Origin of the sequence: Neisseria sp. P0018.S001, assembly GCF_051957355.1 — a bacterium.
GTDB lineage: Bacteria > Pseudomonadota > Gammaproteobacteria > Burkholderiales > Neisseriaceae > Neisseria > Neisseria subflava_A.
Map to the genome: position 1 here is coordinate 17,735 of NZ_JBQCWN010000009.1, position 24,105 is coordinate 41,839.

Consider the following 24,105-nt stretch of genomic DNA (forward strand, 5'->3'; position numbering starts at 1 on the left):
TTATGTGTTCTGTAAAGGTTTCAGACGGCCTTTTGTTGATCAGGCCGTCTGAAAAGTGGAATCAAATCTTAAAAACCAAGCTTAGAAGGTATAGCCTGTTTCCAATTCGTCATCGCCGACCAATTCGACCAGCAATGCATAAAGCGGCGCCAAATCGTTGTAACGGCGGGATACGCGGCGCAAATAGTTCAAGAAGCGCGGGATTTCAGGACGGTATTTGTCTTTGCCGTCGCGGTAGTACAGGCGGGCAAAAATACCGGCCACTTTCAAATGGCGTTGTACGCCCATCCATTCAAACCAACGGTAGAACTCGTCAAACTCGGCAGGCACAGGCAGCTCGGCAGCGCGTGCTTTTTCCCAGTAACGGATGACCAAGTCCAATACAAATTCTTCTTCCCATTCGATAAACGCATCGCGCAACAGCGACACCAAATCATAAGAAATTGGGCCGTAAAGCGCGTCTTGGAAGTCCAACACGCCCGGGCGGCCTTTTGCCAGCATCAGATTGCGGACGATAAAGTCGCGGTGGACATACACTTTGGGCTGCGCCAACAGGGGCGGCAGCAAAGTATCAACGGTTTGTTGCCACAGCTGACGTTGCTTGAAGGTCAGCTCGCGGCCCAATTCTTTAGCTACAAACCATTCGGGGAACAAGTTAATCTCGCGCAGCATGACTTCGCGGTCGTATTCCGGCAGTTTGCCGGGTTGGCTGGCTTTTTGCAGTTCGATCAGTTCGTCGATGGCTTCGAGCAGCAGGGCTTTGTGGGCGGTTTCACTGTTTTCCTGATTCATGGCGGTCAGGAATGTGGTATTGCCCAAATCGTTCAACACCATAAAGCCCAACGCTTCATCCACATGAAGCACTTGCGGCACATTGACCATGTTAAACAGTTTTTGCACTTTCAAATACGGCGCAACACTCATCTTCTCAGGAGGCGCGTCCATACAGATGACGGTCTGGCCGTCTGAAAACGTCGCACGGAAATAACGGCGGAAGTCGGCATCGGCTGCCGCAAAACTCAATTCGAACGGCTGGTTCGGGTAGACAGACTCCAGCCAGTTTTGTAATTCGGTTTGTCGTTGCATAGCGGTATCGCAGAATTTCAGGTTACAATAACCGCTATTCTAACTGGCAAACCGATTTAAGGGGCGATTTTGGCTCGTTTATTTTCACTCAAACCCTTGGTACTCGCCTTAATTATGGGCTTTGGCGCAACAGCCGTGCGCGCGGAAGATGCTTCTGTTCCGCAGGCGGAAGACTATACCCCTGCCCACACCGCCGCGTCCAAACCGGCACAAACCAGCCAAAGCGAAGCCGATCCGCTTTCCTTAGGCAGCACTTGCCTGTTTTGCGACCACGAAGATGCCAAGCCTGCCGAAACCGCCGAAATCAAACGCAGCGGCGAGCCTGCCCTGCCTGCCGATTACACCCGCGTCAACGCCGATAAAATAGAAGGTCAGACCCAAGTCGGCGTCCGTGCCGAAGGCGATGTCATTGTCGAGCGCAATGCCGATGTTCTTAACGCCGATTGGGCGCAATACGACCAAGCCACCGATACCGTTACCGCCGGCGACCGCTTTACCCTGTATCAAAACGGTTCGACCGTATCCGGCGACCAATTGGTTTACAACCTCAAAGACCAAACCGGTTCCGGCACTGCCGTGCGCCTCAATACCGAACAAGGCGGCCGCCGCCTTCAAAGTGTCAGTGAAAAAGCCGAACTCAAAGGAAAAGGCCTCTACAAACTCATCAATACCAAATTCAACACCTGTTCGCCCGGCGATGCCAGCTGGTATATCCAAGCCCAAAGCATTGAAGCCGATGAATCGACAGGCATCGGCGTGGCCAAACACGCTTCGCTGGTATTCGGCGGCGTCCCTGTCCTCTACACGCCTTGGGCGGACTTCCCCATCAACGGCAACCGCAAAAGCGGCCTGCTCGTTCCGACCATTGCCACAGGTTCAGACGGCCTTGAGCTGAGCCTGCCTTACTACTTCAACCTTGCCCCAAATTTGGATGCCACCATCCGCCCGGGCATCATCAGCAAACGCGGCGTGCAACTGGGCGGCCAAGTCCGTTATCTGCAACCGAATTACAGCGGCGAAGTCGATGGCGACTGGATGCCGAACGACCAAAAAAGCGTCCACAACAACCGCTACCAGTTTAAATGGAAACACCAGCAGCAGCTGAACAGCAAAATCAGCGGCGGCATCAACTACAACCAAGTTTCCGACGACGATTACTACCGCGACTTCTACGGCCGCGAAGACATCGCACGCAACGTCAACCTCGACCGTCAGGCATGGCTCAATTACAGCGACAAACTGTTGGGTGGCAGCTTCGACGGCTCGTTGCGCGTACAAAAATATCAAACGCTTGCCAACCAAGACGGTTATAAAGACGAACCTTATGCCATCATGCCCCGCCTGACCGGCCGTTGGCAAAGCCATATCGGTAAGGCTCAACTCAACGTATTAGGCCAATTCACCCACTTTGACCACGACACCAAGCAAGACGGCAGCCGCGTGGTACTCTACCCGAGCGTTAAATGGGATCTCCACAACCAATGGGGCTACATCCGGCCTAAAGTCGGCGTACATGCCACTTATTACGGCCTCAACAGTTTCAACGGCCAAAGCGGCCGCAATGTCAGCCGCGTCCTGCCGATTATCAACGTCGACAGCGGCCTGACTTTCGAGCGCAGAGCCCGGCTCTTCGGTGGGGAATACCTGCAAACGCTTGAACCGCGCCTGTTTTACAACTACATTCCGACCAAGTCCCAAAACGACCTACCTAATTTCGACAGCTCCGAAAACAGCTTTACCTATTCGCAGCTGTTCCGCGAAAACCTGTATTCAGGCAACGACCGCATCAATTCGGCCAACAGCCTGACGCTGGCCACACAAAGCCGTATCCTCGACCCCAATACCGGTGCGGAACTCTTCCGTGCAGGTATCGGCCAGAAGTTTTATTTCAAAAAAGACAACGTCCTGCCTGACGGCAACGTCAGCAATTATCCGCGCAGCCAATCTGACTGGGTAGCCTTTGCACACGGCAACCTGACCCCGAGCACACGCATTGATTTGGACATCCACTACAACCAAAACCTAAGCCGTGCCGAGAGCTACGCCGCAGGAATTACCTACAACCCCGAACCCGGCAAAGTCTTAAGCGCGCGCTACAAATACGGACGCAACGAACGCATTTATCTGCAAGCCAACGGCGACTATTTCTACGACAGGCTCAGCCAAGTCGATCTTGCCGCCCAATGGCCGTTGAGTAAAAACCTGTACGCCGTCGCCCGTTACAACTACGAAATCGAAGCCAAAAAACCGCTGGAAATGCTCATCGGTGCAGAATACAAAAGCAACTGCGGCTGCTGGAGCGCAAGCTTGGTCGGCCAACGCTATGTTACCGGCGAAAACAGCCACAAAAACGCCGTATTCTTCAACCTCCAACTCAAAGACTTGAGCAATATCGGCAACAACCCATTCGAAAAACTCCGCTTAGCCATCCCCGGTTACAGCAAAACCAACGAGGTAGTCAAACAATGAACTTCAAACCCCTGATTCTCGTCGCCACACTCACTCTCGCAGCAGGCGCACACGCCGCTCCTAAAGCCAAAGCGACCAAAGCGCGTGCCAATAAAACTCCAGTCGTCAGCGCCACCACCATGCCTGCCGTACAAAGCGGCGTACATCTTTCAGACGGCATTGCCGCGGTTGTCGACAACGAAGTCATTACCCACCGCCAAGTAGCGCAAGCCGTAGCGCAAGCGCGTCAAACCCTGCCTAAAGGCACACAAATGGACGCCAACGAGCTGCGCCAACAGGTTTTGGCCCAAATGATCAACCAATCCCTGATCCTCCAAGCAGGCAAACGCCGCAACATCCAAGCGACCGATAGCGAAATCGAAGCCGTTATCGCGCACAACCCCAACATCAAAAACCCGTCTGCCGCCGTGCGCCAAGACATTGCCGACAGCATTATTGTTGAAAAAGTGCGCCAACAGGCCATCATGCAAAACAGCCGCGTCAGCGACTCCGAAGTGGCACGCTACATCGAGCAGGCCAAACAACAAGGCGTAACCCTGCCTGAAGCAGACCCTGTGCGCCAATACCATGCCCAACACATCCTCATTAAAGCCGACAACGACAATGCCGCCGTCGGCGCAGAAAGCACCATCCGCAAAATCTACACCCAAGCCCGCAGCGGCGCAGATTTCGGCGGTTTGGCACGCCAATACTCGCAAGACAGCAGCGCCGGCAATGGCGGCGATTTGGGCTGGTTTGCCGACGGCATGATGGTTGCCCCGTTTGAAGAAGCCGTCCACAAACTCAAACCCGGCCAAATCAGCGCCCCTGTCCGCACCCAATTCGGCTGGCACATCATCAAGCTGAACGACGTCCGCGAAGCAGGTACGCCTGAAGAGCGCCAACAAAACGCCGTCCGCCAATACCTGTCCCAACAAAAAGCGCAACAGGCGACCACCAACCTCCTGCGCGAACTGCACAGCAGCTCCTACGTTGACGTACGCTAATCGCGCGTATTGTTAAAAAGACAAGAATCGGTACAATAAGGCCGTCTGAAACCTATTTTCAGACGGCCTTTTTCCCTTTTACTTAAACAACCCATTGATTAAAGCACCCCATCATGCCCATCCGCCCCAATTGGCAAGCCGCCACCCTGCTGCAAGCCGAAGAAACCGCCCTTACCTCCACCCACACCGGCCGCACCTACCGCATTCAAGCCGCGACACTCGGCGAGCGTCCGGCAGGCGACTATCCCGTGCTGTATATTCTTGACGGAGATGCCTTTTTCCCCGCCATCCTCAATATGGCGCAATCCCTGCTCATCAACCCCATCACCCAAAGCCATGCCGCCTGCCTGATTGTCGGTATCGGCTACACCGGCGGCACCATCCGCGACTTAAGCCAACGCGCCCTCGACTACACGCCGCCGCTGCCCGACAACGCGCCCGAATCCGAACACAAACAATACGGCCAAGCCGACCGATTCAGCCGCTTTATCGATGACGAACTCTCCGCCCTGCTCAACAACAAATACCGCATCGATACCCAAAACCAAGCCATCTTCGGCCATTCGTTCGGCGCACTGTACGGCCTCTATTCCCTGTTCACCCGTCCCGAACGATTCCGCCATTATTTGCTGGTTTCGCCGTCTATCTGGTGGCAAGACCGCCGCGTGCTTGATTGGCTGCCCGACACTTTGCCGCAAGGAATCGGCATCCGCCTCGGCGCAGGCGAACATGAAGGCAGAAACAACCGCCCCGACCAAACCAGCCGCGGCATGGTCGCACAAGCCAAAATCCTTGCCGGCACTTTGCACCACCTCGGCGCAGATGTCCGCTTTACCCTCTACCCCAACGCCAATCACGGCAACGCCCCGTTTTACGCCCTGACCGACTGCATCGAATATTTGCGCAACGCATGGCAGCGTTGAAACAGGTTTGCCAAACATTAAGGCCGTCTGAACCGCAAACTTAGAAGCGTATTGAACCTATTGGATCGATCTAAAATCCAATTATAAAAAGGCCGAGACCTTTGCAATAACATAGGTTGAGACCTTTGCAAAGGTCTCGGGGCATGAAAAAGGGAGAGGCTACCTGAAAAATAGATTTTCAGGTAGCCTCAAACCGGTTTGGCATGCATCCGAAACGGAAAATTTGAGCGGTTACATACCTTGGGTTGGTGGCAGTGTTATTTCAACTTGGCTGCCAATTCGTCGAATTTTTGTTTGATGTCGGCCTTGAAGGCTTCCACTTTCTCTTTGCGTTCGGCTTTGCGCTGTTTTTTCCAAGCTTCGTGTGCCTGACGTGCCACTTCTTCCAGCGCTTCTATTGCTGCCAATACGTCCTCTTGGGCAACGACTGCATCTTGCCGGAGAATAACGGTTTTGAAACGGTGGAAGAAAGCATCCAATACAGCCTCGTCGGATTCTTGCGCCAAAATAATGATTGCAGTACTGCCGTTATCCAGTTTTTTGGCTGTATTTTCCAGCAACGCCCCCTCTTCCAATGTTTGGGCAGTACCTGCATCACTGCCGATGAGTGCGCCAGTAGCTCCACCCAACAGAACACCGATAGGACCGCCGAGAATGCCGACCAGTGAACCAATGAGGCTGCCCGTCCATGTGCCTTCGACCGTATTGGCGGTAAAGTCGGTGCTTTCTGCTGGGATAATCAGGTCATTTTCCTTTTTAACCAAAACGGCTTGTGCCACCAAAGCATCTGTTGTCTGCGAGTAAGCTTTCAATTCAGAAAAGGCTTGATAAGCTTCGCAGGAGATGTTGAATAAGGCAACGATGATGTTTTGTTTCATAAGTCCACTCCTGTAGATTGAAAGATTTAAGAACATACTAGTTGTATGCAGTGTCATTATAAATTGCAAGGGGGGGGGGAAGCAATGCGGCAAACAAAACTTTGCCTATATAAAGCCTGTAGAACCGGCAAACGGATAACGAACAATACCCAGCCTTGCCTGTAGGAAATCGTCGCATCGTTCACACCACAGGTTGAGAGAAATAAGCCTGCAAGACCTCAAGCGTCGTCTGAAATCCGTTTCCACTCCAACGCTAAATCGTACAAGGCTTTTTTGCTTTCGCCGGTAATCTTGGCGGCAAGCTCGGCTGCTTGTTTGGTCGGCAACTCGGCCGCAAGGATTTTCATGGTATTTTGCGCCGCTTCGGGCAAATCACTGTGCTTCTCTTTTACCGCAGGATGCAACACCAGCACCATCTCGCCGCGCGTTTGATTGCTGTCGTTTTTGAGGGCGACTTGGATTTCGGCAACCGTGCCGCTGAGGAAGGTTTCAAACGTTTTGGTGATTTCGCGCGCCAAAGTCAAACGGCGTTCGGGGAACTGCGCGGCCATATCCGCAAGGCTTGCTTCGATACGGTGCGGCGTTTCAAACATCACAATCGGAAAATCGGCTTCCGTCCATTTGGCCAGCAGCTTTTGGCGTTCGCCGGCCTTAGGCGGCAGGAAACCGTTGAAATAAAAATCGGATTCCGTCACACCGGCCACGCTCAACGCCCCCATGACCGCGCTTGCGCCGACCACAGGCACCACTTTAAATCCGGCTTCGCGCACGCGGGCGGCAAGTTTTGCACCGGGATCGCAAACCGCAGGCGTACCCGCATCCGAAACTTGGGCGACGCTCAGGCCGTCTGAAAGATGGGCGATGATTTTGTCGGCCATTTGCTGCTCGTTGTGTTCGCGAACGCTCACGAGTTTGCTCTGAATACCGTACGCACTCAAAAGCTGGGCGGTAACACGGGTATCCTCGGCGCAGATAATGTCGGCCTTTTGCAGCACGGCCAGTGCGCGCAACGTTATGTCGGCTAAATTGCCGATGGGTGTGGCGACAACGTATAATGTCTGTTTTTCGATGCTGTCGACGGCTTTTTGCAGGTGTTTTGTGTACATAGATTCAAGGCCGTCTGAAACGGCGTCTCTTTAAAAACAATGATTATATAACGGGTAAACTTTTCATGCGCTTAAACCACAAACAGGGGGCGGCGGCCGAAAATGCGGCGCTGGCATTCCTGCTGAACAAAGGCTGCTCGCTGCTGGTGCGGAACTGGCATTGCGCCTACGGCGAAATCGATTTAATCGTCAAAAACGGCGGTACGATTGTGTTTGTTGAAGTAAAATACCGCAAAAACCGAGGTTTCGGTGGTGCCGCATACAGCATCTCGCCGTCCAAATTATTGAAATTGCAACGAAGTGTAGAGTATTATCTGCAAAAGCACGGGTTAAACCATGCGCCCTGCCGCCTAGACGCGGTACTGATCGAGGGTGACGGCCCGCCCGAATGGATTCAAAATATTACAGGTTAACCTCATGACAACATTACAAGAACGCGTTTCCGCACATTTTGCCGAGAGCATCCGCGCTAAGCAGGAAGCCGAAAAAGTACTGGTCGAGCCGACCGCACAGGCCGCCGAGCTGATGCTGCAATGCCTGATGAACGACGGCAAAATCCTGGCCTGCGGCAACGGCGGTTCGGCTGCCGACGCGCAACACTTCGCCGCAGAAATGACCGGCCGTTTTGAAAAAGAACGCATGGAATTGGCCGCTGTCGCGCTGACGACGGACACTTCCGCCCTGACCGCCATCGGCAACGACTACGGTTTCGACCATGTATTCAGCAAACAAGTGCGCGCGCTCGGACGTGCCGGCGACGTATTGGTCGGCATCTCCACCTCCGGCAATTCCGCCAACGTCATTGAAGCCATCAAAGCGGCACACGAACGCGATATGCACGTCATCGCCATGACCGGCCGCGACGGCGGAAAAATCGCCGCCATGCTCAAAGATACCGACGTTTTGCTCAACGTCCCTTATCCGCGTACTGCCCGCATTCAGGAAAACCATATTTTGCTGATTCACGCCATGTGCGACTGCATCGACTCCGTCCTGCTTGAAGGCATGTAACCCTTTCTTTTCAGACGGCCCATCCCTTAAAGGCCGTCTGAACACCCAACCGTCCATACCCAAGGAAAAGGATATGAAGAATATCAAACGCTACGCCCTCCCCGTTCTGACTGCGACCCTTTTGAGCCTGAGTCTGAGCGGCTGCGTCGGCGCACTGATCGGCGGTGCTGCCGTCGGCACCAAATCCGCCGTCGACCGCCGCACTACAGGCGCGCAAACCGACGACAACGTTATGGCCCTGCGCGTCGAAACCACCGCACGCTCCTACCTGCGCCAAAACAACCAAGTCGAAGGCTACAAGCCCAAACTGAACGTTGTCGGCTACAACCGCCACCTGCTCCTGCTCGGCCAAGTGGCCACCGAAGGCGAAAAACAATTTGTTGAACGCATCGCCCGTTCCGAACAAGCCGCAGAAGGCGTGTACAACTACATTACTGTCGCCTCGCAAGCGCGTTCGCTCGGCGACGTGACCAACGACACCTGGGGCACATCCAAAGTCCGCGCGACCCTGTTGGGCCTCAGCCCGGCCACCCAAGCACGCGTCAAAATCGTGACTTACGGCAACGTGACCTATGTGATGGGCATCCTCACGCCTGACGAACAAGCCCGCGTGACCCAAAAAGTCAGCACGACCGTTGGTGTACAAAAAGTCGTGACCCTCTATCAAAACTACGTTGCCAACTGATTCACAGGCAACCCGGGGCCGTCTGAATATTCAGACGGCCATTCCTCCTACGATTACCCGACCCATCATGTCAAAGAATAATAAAACCCCTTTCCAACTTAAGCCCAAACACCTAATCCGCGCTTTATTCCTTGTCAGCTTTATCGCCATCGCAGCCCTTGTTGCCGGCGTATTCAGCACCCTAAACTCCGGTAAAACCGACGTACCCGAAAAAAGTCCTGCCGAACAAACCGACACACGCATTGAAGTTTGGCGCCCCAACGGCGCAGTCGAACCTGAAACCGTTCAACCTGCCAAAGACGGCGACGCAAAAACCGCCTCCGGCAATCCTGTCGTCCCACAAGACGAAAAAGGCGAAAAAGCGGAAGAAGGTGCAAAAAACGACCGCTCCACTGTACACCGCAGCAAACGCACTGAAAACAAACGCGCTGAAGCCGACAAATCAGAAAACACACAATCCGACAACAGCAGCCCTGCCGCTCAAAACACACCTCAAGCAGACAGCCAGCCGGTAGCAAACAAAGCCGCAGACAGCAAACCTGCCGCACAAGCGGTAGAAAACAAACCGGCAAAAGCCAAAGTCCCCGAGTCCAAACCGACTCCGAAAGCCGAGCCTGAGGCCAAACCACAAGCCAAACCGCGCAATAAAGACAATCTCGACAACCTGTTTTAAACAGACGGCACACCCGTCCCGTTCAGACGGCCTCTATGCCGTCTGAAACAAGAAGGAAACCTCATGGACAAAGTCATCATCAAAACCCCCGAAGAAATCGAAAAAATGCGCGAACTCGGCCGCTTGGTCGCCGAAGCCCTCGATTACATCGGCCAATTCGTCAAACCCGGCGTAACCACCAACGAAATCGACAAACTCGTTTACGACTACCACGTCAACGTTCAAGGCGGTTATCCAGCCCCACTCAACTACGGCAACCCGCCCTACCCGAAATCCTGCTGCACCTCCGTCAACCACGTCATCTGCCACGGCATTCCCGACGACAAGCCGCTGAAAGAAGGCGACATCGTCAACATCGACCTGACCATTAAAAAAGACGGCTTCCACGGCGACTCCAGCCGTATGTTTACCGTCGGCAAAGTCTCACCGATTGCCCAACGCCTGATCGACGTGACCCACGCCTCCATGATGGCGGGTATCGAAGCGGTCAAACCCGGCGCCACCCTCGGCGATGTCGGCTATGCCTGCCAGCAGGTTGCCGAAAATGCCGGCTACTCCGTAGTACAGGAATTCTGCGGACACGGCATCGGCCGCGGTTTCCACGAAGCGCCGCAAGTGGTCCACTACGGCCGCAAAGGTGAGGGCCTCGTCCTCAAACCGGGCATGATTTTCACCATCGAGCCGATGATCAACCAAGGCAAACGCCATCTGCGCATCCTGAACGACGGTTGGACAGTGGTCACCAAAGACCGCTCCCTCTCCGCCCAATGGGAACACGAAGTTTTGGTTACCGAAACCGGCTACGAAATCCTCACCGTCAGCCCTACCAGCGGTAAGCCTTAACCTTGAAAAAACCTTCAGGCCGTCTGAAAACATAGATTCAGACGGCCTAAAATTTATTCGCATTCTCAATCCAGAAAACCGAATAAAAACTCGAAATTAAGTTTTTACCCAGATTGAATTGTTTAATTATGTAAAAATTTGCTTATGCCATATCTAAGATAAACGCATAATTTAATGATTTATATAACAAAATTTTACTGAAATAATGAATTAAGAAATATTTACACAAATTATGGCAGACAGCAGAAAACTTCTTTCGAATATACTGTCTAATTATCTAGATCAGCCATTTGCAATACGCCCACATATCACCCCAAAAAACAATAGGGAAAAGGATGCCGGCATTCTTGCAGACCTTTTTTATGCCTAATGGCATACACTAAATACCACAATAAGGAAGATTCATGAAATCGTTCGAAAAAATTGAAAATATCCGCGATATCCGTAAAAAACTCGGCCTGAACCAAATGGACTTCTGGAGTCGCATTGGTGTGACTCAATCTGGTGGTTCCCGTTACGAGTCCGGCCGCAATATGCCTAAACCTGTACGTGAATTGCTGCGTTTGGTACACATCGAGCGCGTAGATTTGGCTAAAGTTAACCGTGATGACCTGGCCGTTGCTTCCCTGCTGAAAAACCGCGATCCTGAGTTGTACGCTTCTCTGAAAAAAGAAGCCAAAGCCGACAACAAAGGCAAATAATCAAGCTATTCAAAAGGCCGTCTGAAACTCTTTTCAGACGGCCTTTTTACTTTCTATACCCTAAGGGCATGTCGCATACATGCCCTTTTCTATTTACGGCTGATACTGTTTGAAATAGTCCAACACAGTTTGCGGCAGCCATTGCAAATTCAGACGGCCTTGATCGCGGCTGACAAAGCCGACATGACCGCCGTATGCCGGTTGCAGCAGTGTAACGGCCGAGGATACGTCCCGCCCGGTCGGCAGGGCTTCCGGCGGCAGGAAAGGGTCGTTGACGGCATTGAGCAGCAGCAACGGCGTATCCACGCCTTTCAGAAACGGTTTGCAGGAGTTGCGGCGGTAGTAATCATGACGGTCGGCAAAACCGTGTAGCGGCGCGGTAAAGCGGTCGTCAAAATCGCCAAGCGTTTTGCAGTTTTGCTGGCTTAAGGCCGTCTGAAACTGAGGAATCGCCTGGGCTTTCGGCAACAGCGAATTTAAAAAATAGCGCGTGTAAATCAGTCGCGTCATGCCCTGATCAAAACGCGTACCGGCCGCCACAGCATCAACCGGTGCAGAAACGACGGCAGAAGCGCGCGGAATGGCATTGTCGCCCTGCTCGCCCAAATATTTGGCCAAGGCATTGCCCCCCAAAGAAACGCCGACGGCGTAGATGGTTGAATAGCGTTGTGCCAGCGTGTTGAGCATAAAGGCAATTTCGGGCGTATCGCCGAGATGGTAGAACACAGGTGCGGTGTTTGCTATGCCGCCGCAACTGCGGAAATGGGCAACCACGCCGTTCCAACCGCGCTGCTGTACGGCTTTCATCAATTCGACCGCGTAATGGCTCTCGCTGCTGCCTTCCAGTCCGTGGAACAAAACCACTAACGGCGCATCGGGGTCGGCGCTGTCGACAAAATCGTAGGCAACTTGGGTTTTGCCGGTGCTGTCGGGCAGAAGCTCGCGGCGGTAGTCGGGCGCCTTGCCTTGCAGCAGCTTGGCAAACAGGGTCTCGGCATGGCCGTTTCTGAGCCAATAAGGCGTGTTGGGTGAACGTGTATTCATGATTTATTTCTTCTATTTTTCAGACGGCCTGAAGATGAGCATATACACCAGCAAGGCAGTCAGCGTGCCGTTTGTCCAACCTGCCCAAACGTCGGTGGGATAATGCACGCCCAAATAAATGCGCGAAAACCCGGTCAACAGGGCAAAGGAAATACCGCCTATCCAAGCGGCGCGGCGGTAGCGCGTGCGGCGGCAAAGCAATATCAGCATGACGGCAATGGCGGCGGAAAACGTACTGTGGCCGCTGGGGAAGGAAAAATTGCTCTCTTCAATCAGGCGCGGCCAAAGCAGCGGACGTTCGCGGGCAAACCATACCTTCACAATCAGCATATTCAAAGTCGGCACCAATGCCGCCAACACGCAAAACAGTGCCTCGCGCTTCTTATCGGCAAAATACAGGGCTGCGGCGACTGCGCCGATCAGCGGCACGGCAATCGGGGTTTTGCCCAGATAATGCAACACGGTGGCAATCGGGTCAAACCATGTGCCCGCATGGGCATGGACGGCGTGCATCAGCGGCGGCTCAAAAGCAAAGCCGCCATATTGCGCCAGCCAAATGCCGATGATGAGGGTAGGCGGTAAAAACAGCAAAGAGGCAAAAGTCAGTGCGCGTCTGGATTGGGCTGGGGATAAGTGCATTATTCCACCGTTTCTTTCAAAGTCGCACCAATCGCCTGCAAACCCTGCAACGCATCTTCCCACGCCGCATCCAGCAAGCGGCAGGCCTCGCCTTCCGCCTTGATGCCGAACTCGATATGCGGCGGAGTATAACGGCCGTCTGAATCAGTACGGCCCACTGTGGGCAGGCTGTACGAACGGATACCGGCGTAGGTACGTTCAAGATGTTCCATAATCGGCGTAATGCGTGATTCGGGTTGGTCGAACACATACACGCTGCGGCTGCCGCGTTCGGTTTGGTTGAAGCGGTCGGCGTAATAAGTTTCCAATACCCATTCGGCCATCGGGTGCGCCATCACAGGGAAACCGGGGAAGAAATAATGCTCGCGGATGGAAAATCCGGCGATGTTGTTAAACGGATTGGGCACCAATTCCGCGCCTTCGGGAAAATCCGCCATCTTCAGGCGTTGGGCGTGTTCGGGGGCGTCAAGAGGCTCGCCGCGTTTCAGGGTAACGGCTTCGATGAACTTGGCGGCTTCGGGATGGCGGACGACGGGCAAATCCAAAGCGGCCGCTGCGGCTTGGCGCGTGTGGTCGTCAGGCGTAGAACCAATACCGCCGGTAACGAAAGTCGGCAGGTCGTCTGAAAAGCTACGGCGCAGTTGTTTAATCAACAAATCAGGTTCGTCGGGCAAGTATTGCACCTGATTGAGCTTCAGCCCGCGCGATTCCAGCAGGGATTTGAAAAAGGCGAAATGCTTGTCTTGACGGCTGCCGTGCAGGATTTCGTCGCCGATGATAATAAGGTTAAAAGCGTTCATGATAAGGTTTCTTTAATACGGCTCTCCGAACATTCAGACGGCCTAATTGCTGACAATGTATTCCATTTATAAGATAATGGTTTCAACTTTTCAAGTCTGGAGGAATCCCAATGAGCCAAAACCATACCATTTTACAAAATCTCCCCATCGGTCAAAAAGTCGGCATCGCCTTCTCCGGCGGTCTTGATACCTCTGCCGCACTACTGTGGATGAAACTCAAAGGCGCGCTGCCTTACGCCTACACCGCCAACCTCGGTCAGCCCGACGAAGACGATTACAACGCCATTCCTAAAAAAGCGATGGAATACGGCGCAGAAAACGCCCGCCTGATTGACTGCCGCGCGCAGTTGGCACACGAAGGCATCGCCGCCATCCAATGCGGCGCGTTCCACGTTTCCACCGGCGGCATCGCCTACTTCAACACCACGCCTCTGGGCCGCGCCGTGACAGGCACCATGCTCGTTTCCGCCATGAAAGAAGATGATGTGAATATCTGGGGCGACGGCAGCACCTACAAAGGCAACGACATCGAGCGTTTCTACCGCTACGGCCTGTTGACCAATCCAGCGTTGAAAATCTACAAACCTTGGCTCGACCAACAATTTATCGACGAACTCGGCGGCCGCCACGAAATGAGCGAATTTCTGATTGCCAACGGCTTCAACTACAAAATGTCGGTTGAAAAAGCCTACTCTACCGACTCCAATATGCTGGGTGCCACCCACGAAGCCAAAGACTTGGAATTCCTCAACAGCGGCATCAAAATCGTTAAGCCCATCATGGGCGTTGCCTTCTGGGACGAAAACGTCGAAGTCAAACCCGAAGAAGTCAGCGTACGCTTTGAAGAAGGCGTGCCGGTTGCATTAAACGGCAAAGAATACGCCGACCCTGTCGAACTCTTCCTCGAAGCCAACCGCATCGGCGGCCGCCACGGCTTGGGCATGAGCGACCAAATCGAAAACCGCATCATCGAAGCCAAATCACGCGGCATCTACGAAGCCCCGGGCATGGCATTGTTCCACATCGCCTACGAGCGTTTGGTGACCGGCATCCACAACGAAGACACCATCGAACAATACCGCATCAACGGCCTGCGCCTCGGCCGCCTGCTCTACCAAGGCCGCTGGTTCGACAGCCAAGCCCTTATGTTGCGCGAAACCGCCCAACGCTGGGTTGCCAAAGCCATCACCGGCGAAGTAACCCTCGAACTGCGCCGCGGCAACGACTACTCGATTCTGAACACCGAATCGCCCAACCTGACCTATCAACCGGAACGCCTGAGTATGGAAAAAGTCGAAGACGCCGCGTTCACCCCGCTCGACCGCATCGGCCAACTGACCATGCGCAACCTCGACATTACCGACACCCGCGCCAAACTGGGTATTTACTCGCAAAGCGGTTTGTTGTCCTTGGGCGAAGGCTCCGTATTACCGCAGTTGAACAATAAGGAGTAGAATCAGGGGGCTTGAAAGCCCCCTTATTTTTCAAAGGAATAAAATGAAAGAATATAAGGCCGTCATTTATCAAGAGAACCTGCTGTCCAGTTTGGTTTTCGGCAGCGCCAAAATCAATCCGGTCAAATTCAGCGATTTCCTCAATAGCCATGCTTCGCAAGGCTGGAAGGTCGTTACTATGGAAAAAGACCAGCGCCGCATGCTGCTGTTTTTCGTGCGTGAAGCCTACGTCGTCATTTTGGAAAAAGAACGTGTTTAAACTCGGCGTCTATGCCTGTCTCGGATTATTCGTCAGCTGGGTGTTGCTCTTGATTTTGCAACTTTGGTTTTCCTTCGTCGATGCCGATTTGTTTCTCAAAATCACCCTGACCATGGCAGGTCTTTTCATTATCATTCTGGCCAGCTTACTGGTCATCAGCCAGTATTTTTCCGAAAAGAAAATGAAAGACGACGGATTTATCAACTGATGCTACTTCGGGAAGCGCCATGTATGCTTTATCCGAAACCTTGACGCAACATCCTTGTTTAATAGACAAGGCCGTCTGAAATTTATGTTTCAGACGGCCTTATTACCCCCCTCAAAGCCACTGAATACCATGAAATTCTTTTCCCACTTTTATCTTGAAAACCATATGTATTTCAACGACTACTTGAAATACGTCCTGATTTTCGCCGCCCTCGTCATACTCTTGCTCGCCGTATCGCAATACCTGCGCCACCGTATGGACACCAAATACCGCGACCTGAGCATTATTGCGCTGTTGCTACTCGTCCTCATCTGCGGCACGCAATATCTTTCGTACAGCGAACGTCAACACTTCGCCGCCGACACTTCGCGCATGGTTGGCTTTCTCGATGCCTTAATCGAAAACCAAAAGGTTGAAAAACAAGACATCATCGTCAACAGCACGCGCCTATCCAACGGCATGATTATCGGCATCAAAAGCCAATATTACGAAGTCCATTTCAATCAAGACTTCTCCGCCTACACACTGACGCCCATCAATCTGGTCAACAACAATATCGAACTCATCGATAAAGAATAACAGGATACACACATGGAAGCATACTCTCTGCTCGCCCTCAAACTGCTGATGGGTATTTTAGGTTTGATTTTGCAAATCAACCTCTTAGGCAAAGGCAACCTCGCACCGACCTCCGCCATGGATCAAGTACAAAACTTTGTACTCGGCGGCATCATCGGCGGCGTGATTTACAGCGACAGCGTCGGCCTGTTGCAATTTTTCCTCGTACTGATTTTGTGGACGCTGTTGGTCTTGAGCCTGAAATTCATCAAAAACCACAACCGCTGGGTCAAATCCATCATTGACGGCAAATCCGTTTGGATCATCGTCAACGGAAAAGTCCAAGCAGAAGAATGTATGAAAAACGGCATCAGCGCACACGACCTCATGTTCAAACTCCGCGCCGCCGGCATCTACGAAATCTCTGCCGTCAAACGTGCCGTGATGGAACAAAACGGCCAGCTCGCCGTCATTAAGTACGGCGACGAAAGCCTGCGCTATCCGCTGATTACAGACGGCCAAGTCGACCCCGACATCCTCGAAATCATTAAGCGTGATGAAGAATGGCTGCAACAGGAACTCGACCGCCTCCACCTTGAAGCCTCGCAAGTCTATATCGGCGAATACATAGACGGAAAATTGGTGGCACACCGTTATCCTTCTTGATTTGAAAATAGCAGGCCGTCTGAAACCTTGATTTCAGACGGCCTTTTTATATTCAATCCAAACACTGATTTTTTAATCGCGATATTCAAACCTTGCACCCAAAAATTGAGCCAGCGCAGAGACGTGGGAATGTCGGGGATCTTTGACGGCGGTCAGCAACAGGATATTGCCGTGTTGCCGCTCCAAATCCAGCAGCCGCTTGATGGCGGCCTGCTCGGCATCGCCTTGCAGCTCTTCATGATAACGGCTGACAAAACTGTCAAAATTCTCAGCCGGATTTTCGTGATACCAGCGACGCAGGTTTGCACTGGGCGTAATGTCTTTCAGCCAAAGCGCCGTAGCGAAAACTTCTTTATGGACGCCGCGCGGATAGAGGCGGTCGATAAAGACGGCGGTTTGTTTAGAATCGGGTTGATAGGCGTAAATGCGCTGTACGGTAAACATTTTTTCTCGTCTCCAATGGATTCAGGCCGTCTGAAAATTCAGACGGCCTGATGTTTTTTAGGTTTAGAACAGTTTTTTGACTTCGGCTTCGATATCGTCGGCTCGCATAAAGGTTTCGCCGATCAGGAAAGTATGCACGCCATGGCTGCGCATGAAATCGACGTCTTCTTTGTTGCGGATGCCGCTTTCGGTTACAACGGTTTTGCCGTTCAATTCAGGCAAGAGGTCGAGGGTTTGTTGCAGGGTCACTTCAAACGTACGCAGGTTGCGGTTGTTGACGCCCCACAGCGGCGTGGTCATGTTGCGGCATTTTTCCAGCTCGGACGCATCGTGCAATTCCAACAAGACAGTCATGCCCAATTCGTGGGCAACGGCTTCAAAACGCTCAAGCTGCCCGGCTTCCAATACGGCGGCAATCAGAAGAACCGCATCCGCACCCCACGCACGCGCCTGATAGATTTGGTATTCGTCGATGATGAAATCTTTACGCAAGACCGGCAGCGCCACGGCCGCACGCGCCTGTTTCAAATACTCCGGCGAGCCTTGGAAATAAGGTTCGTCCGTCAACACGGACAAACAGGCCGCACCCGCTTTTTCATAGGCAACGGCGATTTCGGCAGGATGAAAATCAGGACGGATCAGGCCTTTGCTCGGGCTGGCTTTTTTGACTTCGGCAATAATGGCAGGCAGATTCTGCGCGTGTTTTTCACGGATCGAGCCGATAAAGCTGCGAACCGGCGCGGCAGCCTGCGCTTTGGCTTTGATGTCTTCCAAGGAAACGGCGGCTTTTTGGGCGGCCACTTCTTCTGCTTTGGTGGCAAGGATTTTGTTGAGAATATCGGTCATGGCGTTTTTCTATTGGGGCTGATTTTCGGGTTTGAGTCGTGCAACATGCTGCTGCAGATTAGATTTCAGACGGCCTGAATGCCGCTATTTTAATGGTTTGAAAAAAGGCGGGCAAGAATGCCCGCCTTTGTGTCTGCTTCAATTTAGTGATGAATGCCCAAAACGGACGCGTTGTGGCTGATGATTTCGTCCGCCAAAGACGGATTGTCGTTCAGCTTGATACCGTAGCCGGGCACCAATTCTTTCAGACGGCCTGACCATGATTCGGCATGATCTGGGAAGCATTGGTTGATCAGCTTAATCATCAAAGGTACGGCGGTTGATGCGCCTGGGGACGCGCCCAGCAATGCGGCCAGCGAGCCGTCGGCATGAGCGACGATTTCGGTACCAAATTGGAGTACGCCGCCTTTTTTCGGGTCTTTTTTGATGATTTGTACGCGTTGACCGGCGGTAATCAGTTCCCAATCGTCAGGATTGGCTTCCGGATAATACTCTAAGAGCGAAGTGAAGCGTTCTTCTTTGGTTTTACGCAATTCGCCCAAGAGGTATTTGGTCAGCGGCATATTAGCCCAACCGGCGCGGAGCATAGGATAGAGGTTGTCCATGTGGATGGACATCGGCAAATCCATGAGCGAGCCTTGTTTGAGGAAGTTGGGACGGAAGCCTGCATACGGGCCGAACATCAAATGGCGTTGGCCGTCCACGTTGCGGGTATCCAAATGCGGAACGGACATAGGGGGCGCGCCGACGGAGGCTTGGCCGTACACTTTGGCGTTGTGTTGCGCGGCCGTTTCGGGATTACTGTTGCGGAAGAAGAGGCCGGAAACCGGAAAGCCGCCGTAGCCTTTGCCTTCGGGGATACCGGATTTTTGCAGCAGGGTCAGTGCGCCGCCGCCTGCGCCGAGGAAGACGAAACGGGTGCGGAGTGTCAACGGGTCGTCATCGTCTTTGGTGCTGCTGGTTTTCAGCACCCATGCGCCGTCCGATTCGCGGTTGAGGTCGTCGACATGGCGGTTGAATTTGATTTTTACGCCTTTGTCACTCAAGTATTTGACCATCTGACGGGTCAGGCTGCCGAAATCGACGTCTGTGCCTTCGGCGGAGTAGTTGGCGGCGATGGATTGGTTTTCATCACGGCCGTTGACAACCAGCGGCGCCCATTCGGCGATTTTGGCGCGGTCGGTAGAAAACTCCATTTTTTCAAAGAGTTTTTGGTTTTTGAACACGTCGAAACGTTTTTGCAGATAACTGCAATGGTCGGCGTTCATCACCAGCGACATATGGGGGACGGAATTGATGAAAGTGCGGTCGGTCAGTTTGCCTTCTTCGACCAAAGTCGCCCAAAATTGGCGGCTGATATGGAATTGTTCGGCAATATTGAGGGCGCGGGTTGGATCGATCGTGCCATCGGCAGTCAGGGGTGCATAGTTCAATTCACACAGCGCAGAGTGTCCCGTACCGGCGTTGTTCCATGCATTTGATGATTCCAACGCTACATCTTCCAAGCGTTCGATCAGGGTGATTTCCCAAGATGGTTCGAGTTCTTTGAGCAATACGCCCAAAGTGGCGCTCATAATGCCGCCGCCTACTAATACGACATCGGTTGCTTCAGCCATGGTTTTACTCCTACTAAAGTCAGGCATGGTTTGCCTTGTGGTTATCTATCATTATAAACAACTGATTTCAGAGGAATTGTTTTTTTTGTAGTGTGTGAAACTTTTGTTGCCTGCTGAGTTTCCGAGCGTAAATGGCGGAAGGCAGTTTCGGTTTGGGTTCCAGATTTCAGGTCTTTATAATATGTTATTGAGAATTTAGTAGATTTTACGGAGAAATGCAAAGATTTTCTGTTCGGTTCATATAAAAATAAGAGATTAGGTCGTCTGAAAACGTTTTCTTAACCTTTATCTGCCAACGTTTGCCAAGAAAAAAGAATTTTTCATTTCTTTTTTAATTGACCGTTTTTGTCAGCAATTTCAGCGCTAACAAACGTGAATCAACCGCCAATCTGCTATCATTTCGACTTATCCCACAACAAGGCAAACCGCCATGTATCTGACACAAGAAAAGCCCTACCGCCCCCTATTGGTCGCACTGATGTTCCTCACCCTGCCGCTGGCGATGATATTGCACAATATCGTGCAAATCGCCTTTTCAGACGGACAAGGGCTGCTGGTCACGGTCAAAGACGGCGCATGGGCATGGCAAAGCGGCTGGCAGGATTCCGTCGCATGGTTCGTCTGCGGCATGTTTGCCTTCCTCAACCTGCCGATTGCCGGCGGACTGACCAAGCTGGCGTATAAAAAAATGATGCGCCGGCATTCGCGTTACGCCATCTTCCTTGCCGGGGTCGCAGCGTGTGCCTCGGCGGCGGCAGGCTTGATTTTTGAAGCCATCTTAGGCAATGCCGCATTGGCCGGTATGCGCGGACAAGGCGTGTTCTACTACACCCTCTCCGTGTGGATCATCGCCATGCTGACCCTGCCCAAACAGCTCACGCGCGCGCCGGAGCAGCCCATCGTCTTTCACAAGATGAAACGTTGATTCAACAGGCGCAAACATTTTCAGACGGCATGCTTTCCGTTACCATTACATCCAACGCGTTTTAACCATTAAGGAATAACAAATGAATCAGGCGCAACAGCTCCGCGACGGCATACAGGCACTGGGTTTGGACATCGACGAAGCCAAACAGGCCAAACTGCTAGACTATGCCGCCCTGCTGCAAAAGTGGAACAAAACCTACAACCTGACCGCCCTGCGCGATCCCGCCCAAACCGTCAGCCATCACTTGCTCGACAGCCTGACCCTCCTGCCCTATATCGAACACGCGCAAACCATGCTCGACGTCGGCTCCGGCGGCGGACAGCCCGGCATACCCACCGCCATCTGCCGCCCCGACCTCGATATCACCCTCCTCGATGCCAACACCAAAAAAACCGCCTTTCTGCAACAAGCCGTCATCGAACTCGGCCTTAAAAACGTCCGCGTCATCAGCGGCCGCGTAGAAGCCGCCGCCGACTGCCGCGCCGACGTCATCACCAGCCGCGCCTTTGCCGAACTCGCCGACTTCGTCAACTGGACCGAGCACCTCCTCAAAGACGGCGGCTACTGGGCGGCCATGAAAGGCGTATACCCGCAAGAAGAAATCGACAAACTGCCCGAAAGCGTCGCCGTCGAAAAAGTCGAAGCATTGCACGTCCCCCAACTCAATGCCGAACGCCATATCGTCATCATCCGCAAAAAGGCCGTCTGAAAACAACCCAAGCATACCGAATAACGGTACAATCCAGCCATCCACACTTAACACGACAGCAAAGCACATGAGCGCACAAATCCTCGCCGTCGCCAACCAAAAAGGCGGAGTCGGCAAAACCACCACCACCGTCAACCTAGCCGCCTCCCTGGCCTCCAAAGGCCGCCGCGTCCTCGTCGTCGACCTCGACCCCCAAGGCAACGCCACCACAGGCAGCGGCATCAACAAAGCCACCATCGAAAACGGCGTTTACCAAGTTGTACTCGGCGAAACCGACATCCCCAACGCCGTCGTCCGCAGCAAAGAAGGCGGCTACGACGTATTGGGCGCCAACCGCACACTGGCCGGAGCAGAAGTCGAACTCGTCCAAGAAATCGCACGCGAAATCCGCCTCAAAAACGCCCTGCAGCTCGTTGCCGACGACTACGACTACGTCCTCATCGACTGTCCCCCGTCCCTGACCCTGCTCACCCTCAACGGCCTGGTCGCCGCCAACGGCGTCATCGTCCCCATGCTTTGCGAATACTACGCCCTCGAAGGCATTTCCGACCTAGTGGCCACCGTCCGTAAAATCCGCCAAGCCATCAACCCCGACCTCGACGTAACCGGCATCGTCCGCACCATGTACGACAGCCGCAGCCGCCTCGTCGTCGAAGTCAGCGAACAGCTCAAACAACACTTCGGCAACCTGCTCTTTGATACCGTCATCCCCCGCAACATCCGCCTCGCCGAAGCCCCAAGCCACGGCCTCCCCGCCCTCGCCTACGATGCCCACGCCAAAGGCACGCAGGCTTATCTCGACTTGGCCGATGAACTGATTGCACGATTGGAAAAATAAACAGGGATATGAATATAAAAAGGCCGTCTGAAAGGTAGAAAATACTTTCAGACGGCCTTTGGTTTGATTGGAAAGAACATTTTTAAAAGACCGCGTGCGTGCGTACCGCACACACCCTACACATAAATTTCAAATTCTTTGTGATTCATTTGTAGGATATGTGCCTTAAGGCACGCATGCGGTTGCAGGCTACGTGCTACGCCAAATACATAATTTTACATTCATAATATTTGAAATAATAATAATTTTATGGAATAATTTCTCTACTCTCTTGGATAAGAGGGTTGCCGCTCCTTGGATAAGGAGCATAAAAAGCTGGATAGCTAGGCGTATAAAATTCCATATATCTATTTCTACCATAATATTTATTGTGGTATGCCTACTATCCTATTTTAGTTTCCAAAATAGGATATCTTTTAATGAAAAATTCGATTATCTTAAAAACTGAAAATTCAGTTGTTTTTAATCTCGGTAAGATCCAAAAAGCTTTATGTATCATTAATGCTGAGAATATATCTAAATTATTAGATCGTGTTAGCTTAACAGCTAACCCTAGAGAATCTAAAAAGAATAAAGTTACTGCATCTATTATTGATACTTTAAATAGTGCTCCTGAAGAAATGGTTAATAGAACTAAAGGATTACTAGTATCTACTCAAAAATGTGAGCCATTAGAACGCGGCAGATTCCGATTAAGTTTTGAAGATGAAAAAACAGACGGCGTCTTAGATGGTGGACATAACATGCTAGCCATAGGGACTTTTTTATTAGAGAAGTATCATGATTCTCAAAGTAATCAAATTCCATCTGACGTGCAAAAAATTAAATGTTGGGAAGATTTTTCTGAGGCATGGACTAAATATAGTCATTTATTAGAAGATTTTGTTAAAAAACAAAATTTTACCATACCTGTAGAAATTATTTATCCTACTAAAGACGTTGACTTTGATTTTGCTGAATTAGTTTTTGAAATTTCAGATGCACGAAATAATAACTCCCCACTAACAGCTGGAACTAAAGCTGACCATCGAGGTTATTATGATAATTTGAAAGAATATATTGACCCTAAACTTGTAAATCTCATTGCATGGAAAGATAACGAGGCTGGTAAACGTATTAAACGTGAAGATATTGTTGCTTTAGCTCTAATCCCCTTTATTGCATTACAAAAACGTGGCATGCTAAAGAAGATAAATTCAATTAATCCATCTGTTATTTATAACTCCAAGTCACAATGTGTAGATATTTATTCTAAAATTATTGAAAAATATAAAGACCAACAGGGAAACTTACCTAAAGTTATTAACAATGCTCTTGGATTAATGAATGATATTCCAAAATTTTATGATCTCGTATATAAAAAATTTCCAGATGCATATAATAATTTCTCACCAGGATTTGGAAGAATCACCGCTGTCAAGAAGGTAAAAGATGATTCTAAAAAATTTCTAACCAAGTTTTATCAACAAGAGAGTGATTATAAATATCCAGATGGTTATATCTTACCATTTATTTGTGCTTTTCATGAATTAATCATAATTGATGAAAACGATAATGTCCGCTGGGCAATAAACGTTGAGGATTTAATTAATGATTTCTCTAAATATGAAATGTTGGTTGGAACTATCAAAGATAATTATTATGACCCTCAAAAGGTAGGTAAAAGTTCTGCCGCATATACCGGATGTGAAATGACTATGAAAATGGTTATGATGGAACTGTAACAACAAGGCCG

General features: G+C 51.6%; 26 protein-coding genes and 1 pseudogene. 18 read left to right on the plus strand and 9 right to left on the minus strand.

Annotated elements, in window-relative coordinates; all coding sequences use genetic code 11:
- Positions 1–81 precede the first annotated feature (81 nt).
- Positions 82–1,086 carry an N-acetylmuramate/N-acetylglucosamine kinase AmgK gene (gene amgK, locus ACTHTJ_RS07325; RefSeq protein WP_003749406.1) on the minus strand — a complete coding sequence of 335 codons (1,005 nt, stop codon included), beginning with the start codon at positions 1,084–1,086 and terminating at the stop codon, positions 82–84.
- A 69-nt stretch (positions 1,087–1,155) separates the two neighbouring features.
- Between amgK and ACTHTJ_RS07330 the strand changes: the two genes are divergently transcribed.
- The 3 genes from ACTHTJ_RS07330 to ACTHTJ_RS07340 all read left to right on the plus strand — a co-directional run bounded on the left by ACTHTJ_RS07330 (position 1,156) and on the right by ACTHTJ_RS07340 (position 5,464).
- Positions 1,156–3,555 carry an LPS-assembly protein LptD gene (locus ACTHTJ_RS07330; RefSeq protein WP_349267070.1) on the plus strand — a complete coding sequence of 800 codons (2,400 nt, stop codon included), beginning with the start codon at positions 1,156–1,158 and terminating at the stop codon, positions 3,553–3,555.
- Positions 3,552–4,541, plus strand: a complete 990-nt coding sequence (locus ACTHTJ_RS07335; RefSeq protein WP_440360903.1) for a peptidylprolyl isomerase — start codon at positions 3,552–3,554, stop codon at positions 4,539–4,541. Before ACTHTJ_RS07330 ends, ACTHTJ_RS07335 begins: the two co-directional genes overlap by 4 nt.
- Positions 4,542–4,654: 113 nt before the next feature.
- Positions 4,655–5,464, plus strand: a complete 810-nt coding sequence (locus tag ACTHTJ_RS07340; protein ID WP_070583739.1) for an alpha/beta hydrolase — start codon at positions 4,655–4,657, stop codon at positions 5,462–5,464.
- A 257-nt stretch (positions 5,465–5,721) separates the two neighbouring features.
- Here the strand turns inward: ACTHTJ_RS07340 and ACTHTJ_RS07345 are convergent, their stop codons facing one another.
- Positions 5,722–6,342, minus strand: a complete 621-nt coding sequence (locus ACTHTJ_RS07345) for a DUF1269 domain-containing protein (protein ID WP_070583741.1) — start codon at positions 6,340–6,342, stop codon at positions 5,722–5,724.
- Between the two features lie 218 nt (positions 6,343–6,560).
- On the minus strand, positions 6,561–7,448 hold the full coding sequence (gene rsmI / locus ACTHTJ_RS07350; protein WP_070583742.1) for a 16S rRNA (cytidine(1402)-2'-O)-methyltransferase: 888 nt from the start codon (positions 7,446–7,448) through the stop codon (positions 6,561–6,563).
- 65 nt (positions 7,449–7,513) lie between these two features.
- On the opposite strand from rsmI, the gene ACTHTJ_RS07355 reads away from it, so the two are divergent.
- From ACTHTJ_RS07355 to ACTHTJ_RS07380, 6 genes and pseudogenes are all read left to right on the plus strand, one after another.
- Entirely contained in the window at positions 7,514–7,861 is a 348-nt protein-coding gene (locus tag ACTHTJ_RS07355; protein WP_070583744.1) for a YraN family protein, read from the plus strand.
- 4 nt (positions 7,862–7,865) lie between these two features.
- Positions 7,866–8,459: a phosphoheptose isomerase gene (locus ACTHTJ_RS07360; protein ID WP_003749391.1), complete on the plus strand. Its 594-nt coding sequence runs from the start codon at positions 7,866–7,868 to the stop codon at positions 8,457–8,459.
- Positions 8,460–8,532: 73 nt separating this feature from the next.
- Positions 8,533–9,144: a BON domain-containing protein gene (locus ACTHTJ_RS07365; protein WP_049330858.1), complete on the plus strand. Its 612-nt coding sequence runs from the start codon at positions 8,533–8,535 to the stop codon at positions 9,142–9,144.
- 67 nt (positions 9,145–9,211) lie between these two features.
- Positions 9,212–9,817: a hypothetical protein gene (locus ACTHTJ_RS07370; RefSeq protein WP_070583748.1), complete on the plus strand. Its 606-nt coding sequence runs from the start codon at positions 9,212–9,214 to the stop codon at positions 9,815–9,817.
- A gap of 39 nt (positions 9,818–9,856) precedes the next feature.
- Positions 9,857–10,660: pseudogene (gene map, locus ACTHTJ_RS07375) on the plus strand (type I methionyl aminopeptidase); the annotation flags it as partial.
- Positions 10,661–11,064: 404 nt separating this feature from the next.
- Complete coding sequence (locus ACTHTJ_RS07380) at positions 11,065–11,361, plus strand: helix-turn-helix domain-containing protein (protein ID WP_003680641.1); 297 nt, start codon at positions 11,065–11,067, stop codon at positions 11,359–11,361.
- Between the two features lie 93 nt (positions 11,362–11,454).
- On the opposite strand, the gene ACTHTJ_RS07385 is transcribed toward ACTHTJ_RS07380, so the two are convergent.
- Genes ACTHTJ_RS07385 through ACTHTJ_RS07395 form a run of 3 tightly spaced genes read right to left on the minus strand, consistent with a single transcriptional unit; the run spans position 11,455 to position 13,844 of the window.
- Positions 11,455–12,405, minus strand: a complete 951-nt coding sequence (locus ACTHTJ_RS07385) for a YheT family hydrolase (protein ID WP_070583752.1) — start codon at positions 12,403–12,405, stop codon at positions 11,455–11,457.
- Between the two features lie 12 nt (positions 12,406–12,417).
- A complete protein-coding gene (locus tag ACTHTJ_RS07390; RefSeq protein ID WP_049343735.1) occupies positions 12,418–13,044 on the minus strand; it encodes a phosphatase PAP2 family protein in 627 nt (208 codons plus the stop codon).
- A complete protein-coding gene (locus ACTHTJ_RS07395) occupies positions 13,044–13,844 on the minus strand; it encodes a competence/damage-inducible protein A (RefSeq protein WP_070583754.1) in 801 nt (266 codons plus the stop codon). Before ACTHTJ_RS07395 ends, ACTHTJ_RS07390 begins: the two co-directional genes overlap by 1 nt.
- 110 nt (positions 13,845–13,954) lie before the next feature.
- Here ACTHTJ_RS07395 and argG point away from each other — a divergent pair, with 110 nt between their 5' ends.
- The 5 genes from argG to ACTHTJ_RS07420 all read left to right on the plus strand — a co-directional run bounded on the left by argG (position 13,955) and on the right by ACTHTJ_RS07420 (position 16,989).
- On the plus strand, positions 13,955–15,298 hold the full coding sequence (gene argG / locus ACTHTJ_RS07400) for an argininosuccinate synthase (protein ID WP_070583756.1): 1,344 nt from the start codon (positions 13,955–13,957) through the stop codon (positions 15,296–15,298).
- Positions 15,299–15,341: 43 nt separating this feature from the next.
- Positions 15,342–15,557: a DUF4177 domain-containing protein gene (locus tag ACTHTJ_RS07405; protein ID WP_003749376.1), complete on the plus strand. Its 216-nt coding sequence runs from the start codon at positions 15,342–15,344 to the stop codon at positions 15,555–15,557.
- Positions 15,550–15,765, plus strand: coding sequence for a hypothetical protein (locus ACTHTJ_RS07410; RefSeq protein WP_049330864.1), 216 nt, complete (start codon positions 15,550–15,552; stop codon positions 15,763–15,765). The genes ACTHTJ_RS07405 and ACTHTJ_RS07410 overlap by 8 nt, the downstream gene beginning before the upstream one ends.
- Before the next feature lie 129 nt (positions 15,766–15,894).
- Positions 15,895–16,344, plus strand: coding sequence for a DUF3290 domain-containing protein (locus ACTHTJ_RS07415; protein ID WP_070583758.1), 450 nt, complete (start codon positions 15,895–15,897; stop codon positions 16,342–16,344).
- Between the two features lie 12 nt (positions 16,345–16,356).
- Entirely contained in the window at positions 16,357–16,989 is a 633-nt protein-coding gene (locus ACTHTJ_RS07420; protein WP_070583762.1) for a DUF421 domain-containing protein, read from the plus strand.
- A gap of 72 nt (positions 16,990–17,061) precedes the next feature.
- On the opposite strand, the gene ACTHTJ_RS07425 is transcribed toward ACTHTJ_RS07420, so the two are convergent.
- The 3 genes from ACTHTJ_RS07425 to ACTHTJ_RS07435 form a co-directional block, all read right to left on the minus strand.
- On the minus strand, positions 17,062–17,433 hold the full coding sequence (locus ACTHTJ_RS07425; protein ID WP_070583765.1) for a DUF488 domain-containing protein: 372 nt from the start codon (positions 17,431–17,433) through the stop codon (positions 17,062–17,064).
- A gap of 63 nt (positions 17,434–17,496) precedes the next feature.
- Positions 17,497–18,279, minus strand: a complete 783-nt coding sequence (trpC, locus tag ACTHTJ_RS07430; RefSeq protein WP_070583768.1) for an indole-3-glycerol phosphate synthase TrpC — start codon at positions 18,277–18,279, stop codon at positions 17,497–17,499.
- Between the two features lie 143 nt (positions 18,280–18,422).
- Positions 18,423–19,895, minus strand: a complete 1,473-nt coding sequence (locus ACTHTJ_RS07435) for a malate:quinone oxidoreductase (protein WP_049329291.1) — start codon at positions 19,893–19,895, stop codon at positions 18,423–18,425.
- Between the two features lie 430 nt (positions 19,896–20,325).
- Between ACTHTJ_RS07435 and ACTHTJ_RS07440 the strand changes: the two genes are divergently transcribed.
- The 4 genes from ACTHTJ_RS07440 (at position 20,326) to ACTHTJ_RS07455 (ending at position 24,094) form a co-directional block, all read left to right on the plus strand.
- Positions 20,326–20,820: a hypothetical protein gene (locus ACTHTJ_RS07440; protein WP_003749363.1), complete on the plus strand. Its 495-nt coding sequence runs from the start codon at positions 20,326–20,328 to the stop codon at positions 20,818–20,820.
- Between the two features lie 82 nt (positions 20,821–20,902).
- Positions 20,903–21,532 (plus strand): 16S rRNA (guanine(527)-N(7))-methyltransferase RsmG, encoded by a 630-nt coding sequence (rsmG, locus tag ACTHTJ_RS07445; RefSeq protein ID WP_036493627.1) that lies wholly within the window; start codon positions 20,903–20,905, stop codon positions 21,530–21,532.
- A gap of 67 nt (positions 21,533–21,599) precedes the next feature.
- Positions 21,600–22,370, plus strand: coding sequence for a ParA family protein (locus tag ACTHTJ_RS07450; protein ID WP_049336841.1), 771 nt, complete (start codon positions 21,600–21,602; stop codon positions 22,368–22,370).
- A gap of 419 nt (positions 22,371–22,789) precedes the next feature.
- On the plus strand, positions 22,790–24,094 hold the full coding sequence (locus tag ACTHTJ_RS07455; protein ID WP_070583774.1) for a hypothetical protein: 1,305 nt from the start codon (positions 22,790–22,792) through the stop codon (positions 24,092–24,094).
- The last annotated feature ends 11 nt before the right edge of the window (positions 24,095–24,105 follow it).